At 55.8% G+C, this 16247-nt stretch carries 12 protein-coding genes and 1 tRNA gene; 2 read left to right on the forward strand and 11 right to left on the reverse strand.

The genetic code is table 11. The features are described from left to right. Positions 1–170: 170 nt before the first annotated feature. Both ACSYSS_RS05340 and ACSYSS_RS05345 read left to right on the forward strand, forming a co-directional pair. Positions 171–1073 (forward strand): succinate dehydrogenase/fumarate reductase iron-sulfur subunit, encoded by a 903-nt coding sequence (locus ACSYSS_RS05340; RefSeq protein ID WP_491704238.1) that lies wholly within the window; start codon positions 171–173, stop codon positions 1071–1073. 74 nt (positions 1074–1147) lie between these two features. After that, a complete protein-coding gene (locus ACSYSS_RS05345) occupies positions 1148–1834 on the forward strand; it encodes an O-methyltransferase (RefSeq protein ID WP_491703028.1) in 687 nt (228 codons plus the stop codon). A gap of 276 nt (positions 1835–2110) precedes the next feature. Here the strand turns inward: ACSYSS_RS05345 and ACSYSS_RS05350 are convergent. The 11 genes from ACSYSS_RS05350 to ACSYSS_RS05400 all read right to left on the reverse strand — a co-directional run bounded on the left by ACSYSS_RS05350 (position 2111) and on the right by ACSYSS_RS05400 (position 16153). Next, positions 2111–2184: transfer RNA gene (locus ACSYSS_RS05350), tRNA-Arg, on the reverse strand. Positions 2185–2281: 97 nt separating this feature from the next. Then, on the reverse strand, positions 2282–3616 hold the full coding sequence (gene clpX / locus ACSYSS_RS05355; RefSeq protein ID WP_491703029.1) for an ATP-dependent Clp protease ATP-binding subunit ClpX: 1335 nt from the start codon (positions 3614–3616) through the stop codon (positions 2282–2284). A gap of 172 nt (positions 3617–3788) precedes the next feature. Continuing rightward, on the reverse strand, positions 3789–4460 hold the full coding sequence (locus ACSYSS_RS05360) for an ATP-dependent Clp protease proteolytic subunit (protein WP_491703030.1): 672 nt from the start codon (positions 4458–4460) through the stop codon (positions 3789–3791). A gap of 2 nt (positions 4461–4462) precedes the next feature. After that, positions 4463–5071, reverse strand: coding sequence for an ATP-dependent Clp protease proteolytic subunit (locus ACSYSS_RS05365; protein ID WP_491704239.1), 609 nt, complete (start codon positions 5069–5071; stop codon positions 4463–4465). Positions 5072–5182: 111 nt separating this feature from the next. Then, positions 5183–6712 carry a chloride channel protein gene (locus tag ACSYSS_RS05370; protein ID WP_491703031.1) on the reverse strand — a complete coding sequence of 510 codons (1530 nt, stop codon included), beginning with the start codon at positions 6710–6712 and terminating at the stop codon, positions 5183–5185. 219 nt (positions 6713–6931) lie between these two features. Continuing rightward, on the reverse strand, positions 6932–8335 hold the full coding sequence (tig, locus tag ACSYSS_RS05375) for a trigger factor (protein WP_491703032.1): 1404 nt from the start codon (positions 8333–8335) through the stop codon (positions 6932–6934). Positions 8336–8367: 32 nt separating this feature from the next. Then, positions 8368–9696, reverse strand: coding sequence for an HRDC domain-containing protein (locus ACSYSS_RS05380; RefSeq protein WP_491703033.1), 1329 nt, complete (start codon positions 9694–9696; stop codon positions 8368–8370). 289 nt (positions 9697–9985) lie between these two features. Then, entirely contained in the window at positions 9986–10870 is an 885-nt protein-coding gene (gene pflA, locus ACSYSS_RS05385; RefSeq protein WP_491704240.1) for a pyruvate formate-lyase-activating protein, read from the reverse strand. A gap of 329 nt (positions 10871–11199) precedes the next feature. Then, complete coding sequence (gene pflB / locus ACSYSS_RS05390; protein WP_491703034.1) at positions 11200–13575, reverse strand: formate C-acetyltransferase; 2376 nt, start codon at positions 13573–13575, stop codon at positions 11200–11202. A gap of 182 nt (positions 13576–13757) precedes the next feature. Further along, entirely contained in the window at positions 13758–14189 is a 432-nt protein-coding gene (locus ACSYSS_RS05395) for an ASCH domain-containing protein (protein ID WP_491703035.1), read from the reverse strand. Positions 14190–14320: 131 nt separating this feature from the next. After that, a complete protein-coding gene (locus ACSYSS_RS05400; RefSeq protein WP_491703036.1) occupies positions 14321–16153 on the reverse strand; it encodes an NAD+ synthase in 1833 nt (610 codons plus the stop codon). Between the last annotated feature and the right edge of the window lie 94 nt (positions 16154–16247).

Genomic DNA, 16247 nt, shown 5'->3' on the forward strand with positions numbered 1-16247 from the left:
AGGAATCAAGACCTACACCATTGACCATTACGATTCGAATCCATAGATTCACTCCGCAACCTGACGGCCGTTCAACTTCGGGTGCCTCAATAAGAAAGCATTCGAGCAACCCGTTTGCCTCACATCGTGCCAACCCCTTTGCCTCTTCCCACCCTTCAGCTATCCGACGCATCAGAGGCAATCATTGGAATCAGGATTACACGTTGGCTGTGCAAGGCAACGAAACGCTTCTGGATTGCCTGCTGGAAATCAAACGGACATTTGACCCCACTCTGGCATTCCGATACTCTTGCGGTCACGGTGTCTGCGGGTCCGACGCCGTGACCATCAACGGCTCCGCGGCGTTGCTCTGCACCACTACGGTGGCGCAGTGCGTTGGGAAACAGGTTGGGCACGGCACTGGCCGACAGGGAGACCACAGCTTCCGCCATACAGCCCCCGCAGGAAACATCTCGACGGGTAACAGTCAGACGGCAACGCTGCCCAATGGCAATGTCGTTGATAACCATAGCCGAAACGCCGATGCAGAAATCGGCAATGGCGCCGACGCAAACAGCAACGGCATTCCCACAAATAACGTCATGGCAGCCGAACACGCCTCCAATACCATAGAAATCACACCGCTGTCGGGATTCACCGTATTGCGTGACCTTATCGTGGACACCGATACAATGATGAGCCAGATTCGATCATTGGAGCCATACCTCAAGGCCAACCATGCCCTAAAGACCACCGCCGAAGGCAACATCGACATGTTCGAATACCTGCAAAGCCCCGAAGAGCTTGAGCGGTACGAACAGCTGTCCAACTGCATCTCCTGTGGCATCTGCGAAAGCAGCTGCCCTGTTTACTCCGGGGGTGAGGCATTCATAGGGCCGGCTGCCTTAATCGCCGCCTCGCGGTTCATCAATGACTCTCGCGACAGCGCCACGGATGCACGGTTGCAAGCCATCCAAACCGAGGATGGCATCGGAGCATGCCAATCAGTGAAAGCCTGTAGCCGTCCATGCCCCCGCGGAATCGATGTGGGTGAAGAGATGTGGAAACTCGTTACGAGGGTCAATGGCCAGTAATCCATGGGCTTCCTACAGTTCTGAAGCACCACAGTACAAACAATTCACCTAGGGATGGTACTACAGTATGTATCATGAGTGAAATCAAGAGCGCCGTTACCGGCAACATGTGGGAATTTACAGAACGTCACGCCGCCCAAGTCGAACCGGAAGCGCAACGTCAGGCTAGAGTTCAGGCCGAACGTTCGAATTGGCCACTCAGCCCGGCTTCACAGAATCAGCTACTGACGTTCATCACCAAATTCACACACGCCACGAGTGTGATCAGCGTGGGCACGGGATCGGTGTTGGAAGCCCTATCTTTGGCTGCGGGCCTAGAGGACGACGGGCAAATAACCGCTGTCGATTCCTCCGCCCGAGGCATATCAGCCATCCGCGCGCAGATTGCACAAGTCAATGCGGCCAACGGCGCCGATGAGGAAGACGACCATGCCGACAGGCACCCATGCCATGTCACATTACGCGCCGTCAACGCCAGCCCTTCGGTTTTTCTTCCACGCCTCAACCCATCAAGCTATGATCTGATTGTGGTCTCCGGCGACAAGGCCAACTATCAGCCGACGTTCGAGCAGGCCTCTTACCTATTGAAAGAGCACGGTATCATCATGTTCACCGACATGATGGGAACGCAGGGCAACACTGCAGACACTGGCAAAGCCGAGGTAATGCAGACCCTGCTCGAAAACGTTGAAAACAGTGAGGATTTCATCTCCGTGCTTACCCCCACTGGATCGGGTCTCTTGACTGTTACCCGAGCATAACATCTTCTGCGACGTGGTGGTATGTCAATGCCAACGGCGCCTCCATTGGTCGTTAACCGCCACCAGCATGATGTGAAAACAAACGAACTGTAAATGGCATACCTATGCTCAATAGCACAGTTTATTCACATGCCTATTTGATAATTTATTAACGGTAACGGTGCACTGCCACGCAGGGCTCACTATCATAAAATCCATACTTGAAGCAAATAATAGGAAATTCAGTTTATACCAGCATCGCAATGCAACTAAACCAAGTATAACATATATCGAGAGTGCGCCAGGCAGGATTCGAACCTGTAACCTGCTGATCCGTAGTCAGCTGCTCTAATCCATTGGGCTACTGGCGCGTATCATCAAGAACTCATCTTGACAACTCATCTAATATAGCGCCAGCAACCATTTTATGCAAGAGCCGCGTGTCGCAACTTGGCACATGGTTCGAACCTATGCGATCTTCCTCTGCTGGCTCGAAAGCCCATTCATAGCCCCACGCCTACGTTCGCTGATGGTCAGCCCCGATACGTCACCGTCATCAGCATCATCGGTACCATCCACAACCACCTGCTCCACATCGTCCATTTCCGGCAGGCGAAACATGACATCCTCCAATGCTTTCTCTATGATGGCGCGCAACCCTCTGGCCCCGGTGCCCTCACTCATGGAGGTATGCGCGATGGACGCAATCGCCGCATCGGTGAAGACAAGTCCTACCCCGTCCTCCTTGAAGAGCTTGACATACTGCTTGGTCAGGGCATTGGCGGGTTTCACCAGAATATCGCACAGATTCTCTTCGGTCAGTTCATCCAACACACTCACCACAGGGAGTCTGCCGATGAACTCGGGGAGCAAGCCGAACTCAGCCAAATCATCGGCACAGACCCGGTTGAGCAGCTCATGCTGATTCTGCACTCCGTTGCCCCGGCCATCACGCCAAGAGGCGGTAAAACCGCTCTCATGGGCACCCAGACGATTCTTGATAATGCCGTCCAACCCTATGAAAGCCCCTCCACAGATGAAAAGGATGCCACGGGTGTCCATATTGACGCTCTCCACCTCACGGTGCTTACGGGAGCCTTCCAACGGCACAGAAGCGATAGTGCCCTCCAATATCTTCAGCAACGCCTGCTGCACACCCTCGCCACTCACGTCACGGGTGATGGACGTGTTCTCGCCGCTCTTGCGAGCTATTTTGTCGATCTCATCAATGTAGACGATGCCATGCTCGGCACGAGCCACATCGCCATCAGCAGCCTGAAGCAGCCGTTGCAGCACCGTCTCCACATCATCACCCACATACCCCGCTTCCGTGAGCGTGGTGGCATCGGTGATGACGAACGGAACCTTCATGACCTCAGCCAGCGTCTGCGCCAGATACGTCTTGCCCACACCCGTGGGTCCAAGCAGCAAAATATTGGATTTGGCCACCTTAACCCCGCGCATCGAAGACGACGGCATATCTGGATGAGAGGCTTCCCTCAACTCCATATTGACACGTTTGAAATGGTTGTATACGGCCACCGAAAGCGTACGCTTGGCATCGTTCTGGCCCACCACATACTCATCGAGGTGAGCACAGATCTTCGATGGCTTGGGCAAGTCAAGTTTGTTCGCCACAGCGTCGCTTTTGCCGTCCTCTGAAATGATGTCCACGCACAGGGCGATGCACTCATCACAGATCGCAGCCCCCTGACTCGTCACCAACTTGTGCACCTGACGTTCGGATTTGCCACAGAACGTGCAATGCGGCACCCCCTCGTTGTAGCTCACCACACGTCCCATACCTGTGCTCCTTAATAGTTCACCGTATTACATAGGATACCCCAGCGGCCTGGCAACAAGTGCACGGACCAAGAATGGCCGACCCTGCCACCCTAAGTCCGTAAGAAAACGCCCGCCAAGGTAAGTACCCCGGCGAGCAGAATATCCCGGCACCCAAGCATCCGGACCTAAACTACTTTCGGTGGACCAATACCTCGTCGACCATACCGTAGTCCTTGGCTTCCTGGGCCGTGAGGAACGTATCCACCTCGATGTCGTTTGAGATACGCTCCTTGGGCTGGCCGGTGTGCTTGGCGAGTGTGTCCTCGAGCCATTCACGCATGCGCAGCATCTCCTTGGCCTGAATCTCGATCTCGTTGGCCTTGCCGCCACCCTGCTCGATGGCAGGCTGGTGGATGAGCACGCGGGCGTTGGGCAGCATGAGCCGCTTGCCCTTGGTGCCAGCGGCCAACAACACCGCCGCAGCCGAGGCGGCCTGGCCGAGGCACACGGTCTGCACATCGGGCTGGATGTACTGCATGGTGTCATAGATGGCCGTCATGGCGGTCATGGAGCCACCGGGCGAATTAATGTACATCATGACGTCACGGTTCGGATCCTGGCTCTCCAGCACGAGCAGTTGGGCCATGATGTCGTCCGCAGACGTGTCATCCACCTGCACACCCATGAAGATGATGCGATCCTCGAATAGGCGGGAGTACGCATCCTGCGTTTTCATGCCGTACGGGGTTCTTTCAGAGAACTGTGGCATGACGTAACGGTTTTGCGGGAGGAACCCAGCCACACCACGTGGTCCAGCAAGGCGATCCGCACGCGCTACAAACTTTGCCTCTTCGCTGGCCATGCTCACTCCCCCTTCTTAGTGACATCGTCCGTGGCACTCATAGTGCCCGGTGTGGTCACAATCTTGTCTATGAACCCGTAGTCCAATGCCTGCTGTGCCGTATACCAGTGATCGTACGCGTTGTCCTTGTAGATTTCGTCAAGTGTATGGCCGGTCTGATCCGCGGTGAGCTGAGAAAGCGTCCTCTTCATATCCATGATGAGTTCAGCGTTGATACGTACATCGGTGACAGTGCCGCCGATGCCGCCCGAAGGCTGATGCATAAGGATGCGAGCGTGACTCGTGGCAAACCGTTTGCCTTTGGTTCCACTGGAAAGCAGGAACTGACCCATGGATGCAGCCATGCCCACAGCCACCGTGGCCACATCAGGTTCAATGAGCTGCATGGTGTCATAGATGGCCATGCCAGCAGTGATCGAGCCGCCGGGCGAATTGATGTACAGCCAAATATCTTTCTTCGGATCCTCGGCCGCCAGCATCAGCATCTGTGCGCAGATGACATTGGCATTGGCATCCTTGACTTCATCACCGAGCCAAATGATGCGGTCCTTGAGCAGCCTATTGAAAATCGGGTCGGTGATGGATGGGGCGCTGCTCTCCTCATCATCCATCGCCGGAGTCGCCGTCAACGGCGTCGATGTCAGCAATCCTGCCACCATATCTCCTTGGTTCTAATGATATTATACGTATGAAATATTACCTTGCCCTGTACGACACCGAGCCTATTTGAGCTGAGGACGTGAAGGAAAGACACGGTTAAGGCACATTGAAACCACCATCCCGGTGGAGGAAGCGACGACAATGGGCACCGCATAGCTCATCGGCACATCCGTAAGCTCCATGACAAGGGCCATCGCCATGAGCGGAGCCTGTTGGGAGACTGAGAGCAGGCTGGCGGACCCGACCAACGCGCAAGCAGTGACGCTCAGCCCTTCAAGGTTTGGAAACAACATGAGCACCGAGACGCCGAGCACGGCTCCCATCGAGGCGCCCACAGCTATACCGGGTTGCAGCACGCCTCCCGAGGCACCGGAATAAATGGTAAGCGTAGTGAGCAGAATCTTGGCCAGCATGATGGCAAACAGCTCTAAGAGCACACTGCCGCTCGCCAAAGCCATTCCAGCGCCATTACCCGTACCAGCACTCAGCATCCCCGGAGCGATATGTACAGCATCGATAATTCGCTCGCCAGACGCTGAAGGCGAGAACGCGAACTGAGCTGCTGAACGCCCATTACCCATCACCTGGGGCAGCCAAATGGCCACAACACCCGTAGCGAGCGCAGCCAATGGCATAGCCCAGATCAAGTGCGCACCCTGAGCCCGGTTGCTGCCGGCCCAGCTCGAAAGCCCACGGAATCCCATACCAATCACACCGGCGAACAAACCACACAGCAGAGCAAATATGGTGAGCTGAACAGTTGGCGCGGCAACACCGCGAGGAGCCAAAAAACGCATGTCATAGAACACGTCGCGACCTTTGATGAGCGAACCGACGTAAGCCGCTATGCCCGACATGCCTAGGGCCATTGCCACCGTGCGGGCGCTCACATCGGCCAGCAATATCTCAACCACAAAGAGTGTACCGGCAAGCGGCGCATTGTAAACCCCGGCAAGCCCTGCCGCAGCGGCACAGGCCACTATCACCGTGCGCTCCCGCTTGCTGATATGCAGCGCATCGCAGAAACGCTGGCCGAGCATGGCGGCGAACTCTCTGGGCGCCACCTCCCGACCAATGGACGACCCGGAGCCCACAATGAAGATTTGCAGAAGTACATGCACTGTGGTCTGCCAGACAGGCATTTCCTCACCGGCAACAGCCTTTGCAACAGAAGGCACTTTTCTAGTACGTGTGCGAAGTAGCCACCAGATAATGCCGGCAACAAACGAGGCTGCCACCACCGAGGCAATCCTTCGCCAAGGAGACACAACGTAGGGGCCGGACATGGACGAACTCTCCATATACCCCATCATGAGCCATTGCACGCCCTTGAGCATCACCGAAAGAAGGCCCGAAGCCACGCCGATGACGGCACCTAAAACAAGCGCGAGCCCCATAGCACAGGCAATGCTGCCGCCATGACCACGATGCCAGATGCCTGTGGGGCCACCATCGTGCACAGCCTGTGTGCCACGGAAACTCTCATGCCCAGCCTGTGCGCCGTGATTATCGTCATCTCCAACCGCCTGCATATTCGCTCGACTCATATCGCTCTTCCGACGTGTGTCGTCTCTCTCACCTTGCAAACTCATAGTCCAAATCGTACGCTCTTTGGCGCTAACGCACATGAACGGGTACAATTCAGTCACCATTCACGCCTAAACCAACTGAATCGTACCCACTTATATCTCAGAACACCTGATACCGGTACATTCCAGTCGTTTGGTACCGAAATCACGACATATAAAAAGGACCCAAGTGCTCGTCTCAGGCCCTTTTGCATTTACACGTCAACTACCGATGTGTACAGCTCACTTCGATTCGCTGGAATCAGAGGCATCCGAGGAATCAGACGAAATCTGATCGGCCACAGCGGCCGCGGCGGAGGCGGCCTCAACGCTTTCCTCCTCTTCCTGGGCAGCCTGCGGCTGCTCGTCTTCCTCAAGGAAGGCACTCAAATCGAGGTCCTTGCCGTCGCTGGTGAATTTGACCGCACGCATGCCTGCGAGCAAGCCCTTGGAACGACCCACTTCCTGGACGGCGCTGCCAAGCTGACCATTGTTGACAATGGCGTTGATGAAGGCATTGGGATCCATGCCATACTGTTGGGCGATCGACATGAGGAAGTTCGTCACATCCATCTGGGAAACCTTGACATCCATTTGCTCAGCAAGCGTGTCGAGCACAATCTGATCGCGAAGCTCCTTATCGACGGTCTCCTCGGCTTCCTTCTTCTGGTCCTTTGTGGCCTTGGACGAATCTGCGGTGACCTGCTTCAACTGATCTTCGAGCATCTGCTTTCTGATGTCCTTGGGCAGAGGGATGTCGAGACCGTCTTCGAGGCGTGCAATGAAGGCGTCACGGGCGTTATTGGCCTGACGGCCTTCGCTGTCACGCTCGCTCTGCTTGCGCACGTCGGCCTTTAGCTCTTCGAGAGTGTCGAACTCCGAAGCCTCCTGGGCGAAATCGTCATCAAGATCCGGCAGCTCTTCCTGCTTTACGGAATTGACCTTTACCTTGACCTGCGCCTTTTCACCTTGGTGGTCACCACTTTCCAGCGTGCCTTCAAAGGTGGTCTCCTCGCCGGCCGAAAGGCCGTCCAATGCCTCGTCAATGCCGTCGAGTAGCGTGCCGCTACCCAACTCGTAGCTCACACCTTCCTGTGAATCCACTGACTCACCGTCAATCTGGGCCTCAAGGTCGATGTTGGCGTAATCACCCTTGCCTGCTGGGCGATCCACACCGACCAATGTACCGAAACGCTGGCGAAGATTGTCAAGACGCTTGTTCACATCGTCCTCAGTGACCTCGGCCTTTTCCACATCGATAACCATGTCGTCGAGCTTCGGGAGCTCAATGTCAGGGCGGTGCTCCACAGTCGCCGTGAACTTGAGTTTGGTATCGTCTTTCGCAGAGGAAGGCAAATCGCTGACATCCAGCTTTGGCTGAGCCATGGCACGAATCTTCTTCTCTTCCAAGGCCTTGTTGTAGAACTCAGGTACACCGTCATTTGCGGCCTCACCGGCAACAGCTTGGTAACCGACACGCTGGTCGATGATCTTGCCGGGCACATGCCCCTTGCGGAAGCCCGGAACATTGATCTGTTTGCCTATTTCCTTGCGAGCCTTGTCCATATATGGCTCGAATTCTTCGGGGTCTACTGTGACGGTGAGCTTCACCTTGGTGGGCTCGAGATTTCTCACGCTGATTTTCACGCTGGTCTCCTGTTGTAACGACTACTTATGCCTTAAGGCAACCCTTCTATGATAGCTCGACTCACGGACGCTGCAGTAAGGTCAATCTGCCATTGTCTGGCACCCTGATCACGGAAGAATCGTGCCACATCCTCCTGACCGAAATTCTCGGCATCGTCCCGCCAGCAAAGATTGCGCAGTATCTGCGGCTTAATCACCATGGCATCAGGGGTTTTCGTGCTACTTGCCACCCGTCCCACTGCTTTGCGTGCAGCACGAAGACGGGCTAAGCGGTCAGGATGGTGCTTGGCCCAGAACGACAGGGACTTGGGAGCCTTGCCGTGAGGTGAATCCTTGCCAGGTACCTGCCTGGGCCATTGGCTTCGTGGAAGCGCCAGCGCATCCTCGATGACCCTTCTCCAGACCGATGGCTTCACCTTGCGCTGAATGGGGGCATATCGCTCATACATCTTACCCTGCTCACCTCCAACATTCTTGCGGACTCGCTGATTGAGCGAACGGATTGCGCGGAACTGCGCGGCATTGTGAGGTTTCTTCAAAGCCGCTTCAATAATGGCCGCATCCGAGAGCAACATTGTGGGTTCAATGTCAAACCTACGGGCCAACTCATCACGTTTCTCCCACAACGCCTTTGCCACTGCCTGGCCGCGCCTATCCTGACCAAGTGCGCTGAAATGCGAAATGTTCATCCAGGGATCCGGGCTCGGGTGTTTTGGCGTCAACCCCTTGTGCAGCGTGTATTCGAACTCCTGACGAGCCCATTCGGCTTTTCCCGCAGATTCGAGCTCAGCACCCATAGCCTTCTCCAGCTCTATAAGCAACTCCACATCAAGGGCCGCGTAGTTGCGCCAATCACGTGGCAGCGGCCGATACGACCAATCTGCGGCGGAATGCTCTTTGGCCAGAGTCAGTCCAAGATAGCGTTCGGTGACCGCCGCAAGACCGAACTTACGGACTCCAAGCAGCTTCGCCGCGATTTCGGTGTCGAACAACGCCGCAGGACGAAGCCCAATATCCCTGAAGCCGGGCAAATCCTGCAATGCGTCATGCAAGATCCAAGTAACATCGCCGACGGCATCGTTGAACAGGTCCCAATCAGCCCCGGCCTGCGTCAGGGCCACCGGATCGAGCAAAATAATGCCTGCGCCTTCACGTTTGAACTGAATCAGCCAATCCTTATGGGAGTATCTGTAGGAATATGCACGTTCCGCGTCGGCCGCCAAAGGTCCATTAGCGTCCGACAGGCGCATACAGGCATCACGAAAACCCTGCAACGTGGATACCACGTCGGGCACTCCCCCACGCGGTTCCGCCAGTAGTCTAGGTTCAGCGTCCAACCTTATTCTCCCGTACGATCTCATGGCTGAGGTTGTACGCTGGCATGCCTCAGCTCAGATTACACATCCAACAGCGCCCCACATTACCGCCGCCTGAGTACACCATGCAAGGTCACGCACATCCCACCCCGCAGCTATGAACGGGAAAACTGCCGCAACTGCGGGAAGGGCACCACTATTCACGCCATTACGGACGCAAAACGGCTGTAACTGCGGGAAAGAGTCGCCACACAACGAAACTCCCGCAGTTGCGGACACGTTCCGTCCATACTCGCGGGAGTAAAAGAACTATCATGCGTAGAAACGCACCTGCCTAATAGACCACGAAACCGTGATTGCGGAACTGCTGTTTGACGCGCTCCTTGAGCTCCTTGCTAGGGACTTCACGGCTTTCGAGCGGGTAAGGTATGTTCAGCTCATGCCACTTTGGACGGCCAAGCTGATGGAAGCCCAGCACGTCGATATGTTCGACGGCATCGCCGAACTCCTCACAGATCCTGGCTACGTTCTCGACGTTCTCCACACTGTCGGTCAACCCGGGAACCAGGACAAAACGAACCCATATCTTCTTGCCGAGCGTGGAATAGCGCTTTCCAAAATCAATCGTTGGCTGAAGCGCCGATCCAGTGACCTTGTGATATGTCTCTTCATCGCCTGACTTGACGTCAAGAAGGCACATATCCGCGTCCTCGAGCATCTCATCGGTCCAGCTGGCACCCAGGAAACCGGAGGTATCGAGACATGTGCCCACCCCCTCCTGCTTGACTGCGTGGAAGACACGTGAAACGAACTTCGCCTGCATCATCGATTCTCCACCGGAGACCGTAAGTCCGCCACCTGTGGATTGGAAAATATCTTTGTACCGGACGATGTGGTCAATCATGTCCTCCACAAAGACAGGCTTGCCATCACGCATCTTCCAGGTATCGGGGTTTTGGCAGAACTGGCAACGCAACGGGCAACCACACATGAACACAGTCATACGTGTGCCTGGGCCGTCCACGGAGGTGTTGATATCCCAGGAATGCACGAAACCGATGTCTCCAGTGCGCATGGCTGCCACGCGGTCACGTCTGTCAAGACCTATTGGGGATTTGAAACCTGAAAGGCCGCCCATCAATGCTCGTTTAGCATAGACCTTCGAGGTCTTAAGCATATGAGGGGTCGTTGTATGGAAGCTGCCATCGTCATTGGCCATTTTATTTACAACCGTCGAAGTCTTATTGGGGCTCTCGTTCACCGCAATGTTCTCAGTTGCCGTCGCCACACGCGTAGTAGCAGTCATTGCCGCACTCCTTTATGTCAACTTACATTCCTCATTTTAGCGGACTGAATGCCTCCACGACACAGCAATCAACGCTGCGCAGACCGAATGTGGCATCTTTCACATTTAAGCATAGTCTGTGATTATGGCTAGTTCTGCATCGGTTGAACCCTGTGTCCCAGCTACATCAACAGTTAGGGGCGGCTCCCGAAGGAGTCACCCCTAACTTTCAGCCCTTGTACCTCTTACAGCGGTTTTGCCACTCAGTCAGTGACAGCACCCTGGTGGAAGGTACGGGAAATCACGTCGAGCTGCTGCTCACGAGTGAGCTTGACAAAGTTCACGGCGTATCCCGAAACGCGAACGGTGAGGTGCGGGTACTTTTCGGGGTGAGCCACGGCGTCCTCAAGCTGTTCCTTGCGCAGCACGTTGATGTTGGCGTGATACAGACCATGGCCATTGCCCGAATCAAGGATGCCCACCAGGTTGGTGATGCGCTCATCCTCGTCGCGGCCCAAGCCGTCAGGGGTGATGGTGTTGGTCAGCGAAATGCCGTCCAGCGCGTCGTCGTAGTCGATCTTGCCGACCGAGAACATCGAAGGCAGCATGCCGTGGGTATCCATGCCGTTCTCCGGGTTTGCACCAGGAGCATACGGGGTGCCCTTCTTGTGCCCAGATGGGAACGAACCGGTCGCCTTGCCATACACCACGTTGGAGGTGATGGTGAGGATGGACTGAGTAGGAACGGCGTTACGGTACACCGGCAGCTTACGAAGCTGTCCCATAACGGTTCCGGCAACCCACTTGGCCAGGTCATCGGCGCGATCGTCATCGTTGCCGTAGATCGGGAACTCACCCTCTGTACGATAGCCGACAATCATGTCGTCATCCATGCCCTCGACGTACTCATCCTCATGGCCGGGCATATCCTTGGCATCCTTGTTGTAGATAGGATAGACCTTCGCATACTTCAACGCGGAAAGCGAATCGGCTGCGATGGACAGACCAGACATGCCACAGGCCATCGTACGATAGATTTCCTTATCGTGAAGCGCCATCTCAATGGCCTCATACGCATACTTATCATGCATGTAATGGATGATGTTGAGGGCCTCCATGTAGGTCTCGGAGAGCCACTGCAAAGCCTTCTCATAATTGACCTTGACCTTCTCATAGTCAAGTGTGCCATCGGCTTCAGGACGAATCGGGTCAATGACGCCCTTATCGATGACCTGCATACCGGTCATCTCGTCGCGGCCACCGTTGATGGCGTAAAGCAGAGCCTTGGCGGAGTTCACACGAGCGCCGAAGAACTGCATCTGCTTGCCAACACGCATCGGGGATACGCAGCATGCAATGGCCGCATCGTCGCCCCACTTGCCACGGATGTCGGGATCGGACTCGTACTGGATGGCGGAGGTGTCGATGGAGATATGGGCGCAGAAGCGCTTGTAGCCCTCTGGCAACTTCGGGCTCCAGAAGATGGTGATGTTCGGCTCAGGACCAGGCCCCAAGTGATCAAGCGTCAGCGTGGCCAGCAAACGGAAGGAAGTCTTGGTGACCATGTGGCGGCCATCATCGCCCATGCCGGCATCGGACCAAGTGGCCCAATACGGATCGCCCGAGAAGATCTGGTCATAGGCCTTGGTGCGCAGGAAACGAACGATACGCAGCTTCATGACGATCTGGTCGATGATCTCCTGGGCGTGCAGCTCGTCGAGTGTGCCGTTCTTCAGATCGCGCTCGAAGTAGGCATCGAAGAAGGCGGAGACACGGCCGAAGCTCATGGCGGCGCCGTCCTGGCTCTTCACGGATGCGAGGTAGCCCATGTAGGTCCACTGCACGGCTTCCTGGGCGGTCTGAGCCGGACGGGAAAGGTCGAGGCCGTAGGTCTTGCCCAAGCTGATGAGCTCCTTCAAAGCCTTGATCTGGTCGGCGTGCTCCTCGCGGAAGCGAATCCAGTGCTCGACCTCGGTCTCGGTGAAGTCGTTGCGATACGGAATGGAATCCTTGTCGATCTTCTTCTGCTCGATCAGATAGTTCACGCCATAGAGCGCCACACGGCGATAGTCGCCGATGATGCGGCCTCGGCCGTAGGCATCGGGCAGACCAGTGAGAATCTTGTTATGGCGGGCAAGCTTGATTTGCTTGGTGTAGACGCCGAACACACCGTCGTTGTGGGTCTTGCGGTACTTGGTGAAGATCGTCTTAATCTGTGGATCGGGCTCCTTGCCCGCCTCCTGGATGGCCTGCTCGACCATACGCCAGCCACCATTCGGCATCATGGCACGCTTGCAAGGCTCATCGGTCTGAATACCGACGATCACGTTATCATGATCCTTGTCCATGATGTAGCCGGCCTTGAAGTTGTCGATACCAGCCGGGGTGTGGGTATCCACGTCGTACACGCGCTGCTTGCGCTCCACTGCGAGTTGGTGGGTGTCCAGGTAGTTCCACATTTCCTTGGTCTTGTCTGTCGCCTTGGCGAGGAAGGACTCATCCCCATCGTAAGGCGTATAGTTCTTCTGAATGAAGTCACGGACATCGATGCCCTTTTGCCAGTCGCCACCGACGAAGCCTTTCCAAGCCTTCTCGTTGAGTTCCTCAGCGGTTGGGACTTTTTCATCAACTGCGGTCATGTATCACTCCTTGATAACCTTTGTACTTCTTGTACTAACCACTTGAACGAGACGCACATCATCGCGCATCGTCTGGTTCAATTATAATAGATTTATATTTTCACCACGGAATAAAAGTAGTGAGTTACCTCACAAAGTGCATTTACGACATCCGCGCTCTTCATCAACACAGACATATGCTTTTATAACATCTGAATAACTCTAAATCGCTCACAAACCGCCAAGGTGTCATCATCGACGGCGAAATCAGGATTTCCGATTTCCCGAAGAAACTCGTCGCTGTACCAAAACTCCTCATGAGCCTTACGCCACTGGGACACAGTCGTATAGCCCTCCCCTTCACTGACCGCATGGTCAAGCGTGATATCCGCAAGACGCACCACCTGCATACCCTCAAGACGGGTGACGCAGACCTCGTGATTCTGCGAGTCAAGGACCACCGAGAGCTTACCCACCTGAGGAAGCGAATCGTGGTCGTGCTCATATTCTGCCAACAAGGACGTGGTGGCCGTCTTCTCACCGCTCAGAATCGCGGCGACCAATCGGTCGCGCAATGGACCGGGAAAGGCATATTCATCTCGTTCCAATCCGGTCAAATCGATATCCGCATCCATATTCGTTACCTCGTTGTTGTTTCGCAGCCTGAACCACCAAAGCAAGCTGGATGACGATATGCATAATGCGCACACAATATTGCATGATTATGTAGGTCCTAGGCTGAATGCAATAGGTGAGGCCACCCGGCCTACTCACGAAAAGCACTAGTGACCGGCAGACGTCTGTCGCGCCCGAACGCGAGCGCCGTGACCTTTGGCCCCAGTGGGTATTGACGGCGCTTCCACTCGGCTCGATCCACCAAGCGCATGACGGTGTCGACCGTGGTCTCATCGAAACCGTCTGCGAGCAAATCGGCGCGGCCGTGTGCCTTTTCAATATAGGCAGCCAGCACCTTGTCAAGCATGGCGTATTCCGGCAGGGAATCAGAATCCTTCTGGCCGGGGCGCAGCTCGGCGCTCGGCGCCTTCTCGATGCTGCTCACCGGTATCATTACGCCGCCCGGCTGCGGCATGCCACGACCGCCGCCTTCATTGCCCACGATGTGGAGCCCACCGACGCCCATGCCACTGGAAGCAGCGCTATTGCGCCAACGAGCCAGTTCCCAGACACGTGTCTTGAGCAGGTCCTTGATAGGTGCGTAGCCGCCCACCGCGTCGCCATAGATGGTTGAATAGCCACAAGCCAACTCAGATTTGTTTCCAGTGGCCAAGGCAAGAAGCCCTTTGGAATTGGAGTAGGCCATGACGATGACCCCACGGATGCGCGCCTGCAGGTTTTCAGCAGCCACTCCCTCAAGATTGAGCTGACCCTGGAACGCCTTGAACAAAGGCTCGATAGGCTGCACGTCGTAGTGAGCACCAATGCGATGCGCCAGATCGGAGGCATCGTCCTTGGAGCCATCGGAGGAATACATACTCGGCATGGAGATGCCCCACACGTTCTGCCCGCCGCAGGCATCCGCAGCCATGGCGGCCACCAACGCCGAGTCGATGCCGCCGGAGAGTCCGAGCGTGACGCCGTCGAAATGATTCTTGGCCATGTAGTCCTTGAGTCCCAGCACGCAAGCGGTGTAGACCTCCTCATCAGGGCCAGGCCAAGCAGCCAACGTACCCACCTGCTGCTTGGCCGCATCTGTGTCAAAATCGAAGTAGCTCAAGTCCTCCATGAACATGGGCGAACGCTCCAATGTCGTTCCGTCCGCATCAAGCACAAAGCTGCCGCCATCGAAGACGAGATCGTCCTGACCACCCACCTGATTGACATAGATCACAGGAGCATTAACCTCGCTCGCACGCTGGGCCGCAAGGTCATAGCGGGTGTGGGTCTTGCCTTCCTCATAGGGTGATCCGTTGATGGTGAGCAACACGTCGATGCCGCGCTGGGCCAATGCCTCCACAGGGCCACCATCCTGCCAGATATCCTCGCAGATGGCCACGCCTATGTGAACTCCGCCAGCATTGAAAATCATGGCGGCATCCCCTGCCTGGAAGATGCGGAATTCGTCGAAAACGCCATAGTTGGGCAGAAAATGTTTGTCGTACGCCGCATATTGCTCTCCATCATGGAGTACTACCAAACGGTTGGTCGGATTGCCTTCAATAGGATTGTTGTGTTCAGGGCCAGCCTTGGTCCACGTTTCATCGGCATAGCTGTCACGTGTCTCAAGATTTTCGTCGCCTTCGCCGCCACGCTCATCGTCAGCATCGTCGGCATCGTCATCGACGCTGCCATCCGGCCGTACCGTTCCCACGGTCCCGACCACCACGTACAGATCACCCAGCCCCTCACGCTCTAGCGTTCGAGCCAGTCTACCGACCTCGTCCGAGGCAGCCTTGCGAAATGTGGCACGCAAGGCCAGATCTTCGATGGGGTACCCGGTGAGCGTCATCTCAGGGCAGACCACCACACCCGCACCGTGGGCCGCAGCCATCCGGCAGTATTGCAAGATGAGCGAAGCGTTGGCCTGCAAACCCCCGACACAGGTATCGATTTGTGCCAATGCAAAACGAAGTTGAGTCATGGTCCAATACTATTTCAACCGTGCAACTTCTCCGACAGCTGCAAGAGGGGCCTCTCTCAAGTCCGTCCAAGCGCGAACGATGATTGTTACTGAC

The organism is Bifidobacterium sp. ESL1118, from assembly GCF_058505595.1.

What these genes read in the sequence shown, in the direction of transcription:
- ACSYSS_RS05345 (WP_491703028.1), top strand. Translation starts at nt 1,148, where the DNA reads ATGAGTGAAATCAAGAGCGCCGTTACCGGCAACATGTGGGAATTTACA.
- clpX (WP_491703029.1), bottom strand. Translation starts at nt 3,616, where the DNA reads ATGGGACGTGTGGTGAGCTACAACGAGGGGGTGCCGCATTGCACGTTC.
- ACSYSS_RS05360 (WP_491703030.1), bottom strand. Translation starts at nt 4,460, where the DNA reads ATGGCCAGCGAAGAGGCAAAGTTTGTAGCGCGTGCGGATCGCCTTGCT.
- ACSYSS_RS05365 (WP_491704239.1), bottom strand. Translation starts at nt 5,071, where the DNA reads ATGGATGATGAGGAGAGCAGCGCCCCATCCATCACCGACCCGATTTTC.
- ACSYSS_RS05370 (WP_491703031.1), bottom strand. Translation starts at nt 6,712, where the DNA reads ATGAGTTTGCAAGGTGAGAGAGACGACACACGTCGGAAGAGCGATATG.
- ACSYSS_RS05380 (WP_491703033.1), bottom strand. Translation starts at nt 9,696, where the DNA reads ATGAGATCGTACGGGAGAATAAGGTTGGACGCTGAACCTAGACTACTG.
- pflA (WP_491704240.1), bottom strand. Translation starts at nt 10,870, where the DNA reads ATGGCCAATGACGATGGCAGCTTCCATACAACGACCCCTCATATGCTT.
- pflB (WP_491703034.1), bottom strand. Translation starts at nt 13,575, where the DNA reads ATGACCGCAGTTGATGAAAAAGTCCCAACCGCTGAGGAACTCAACGAG.
- ACSYSS_RS05395 (WP_491703035.1), bottom strand. Translation starts at nt 14,189, where the DNA reads ATGGATGCGGATATCGATTTGACCGGATTGGAACGAGATGAATATGCC.
- ACSYSS_RS05400 (WP_491703036.1), bottom strand. Translation starts at nt 16,153, where the DNA reads ATGACTCAACTTCGTTTTGCATTGGCACAAATCGATACCTGTGTCGGG.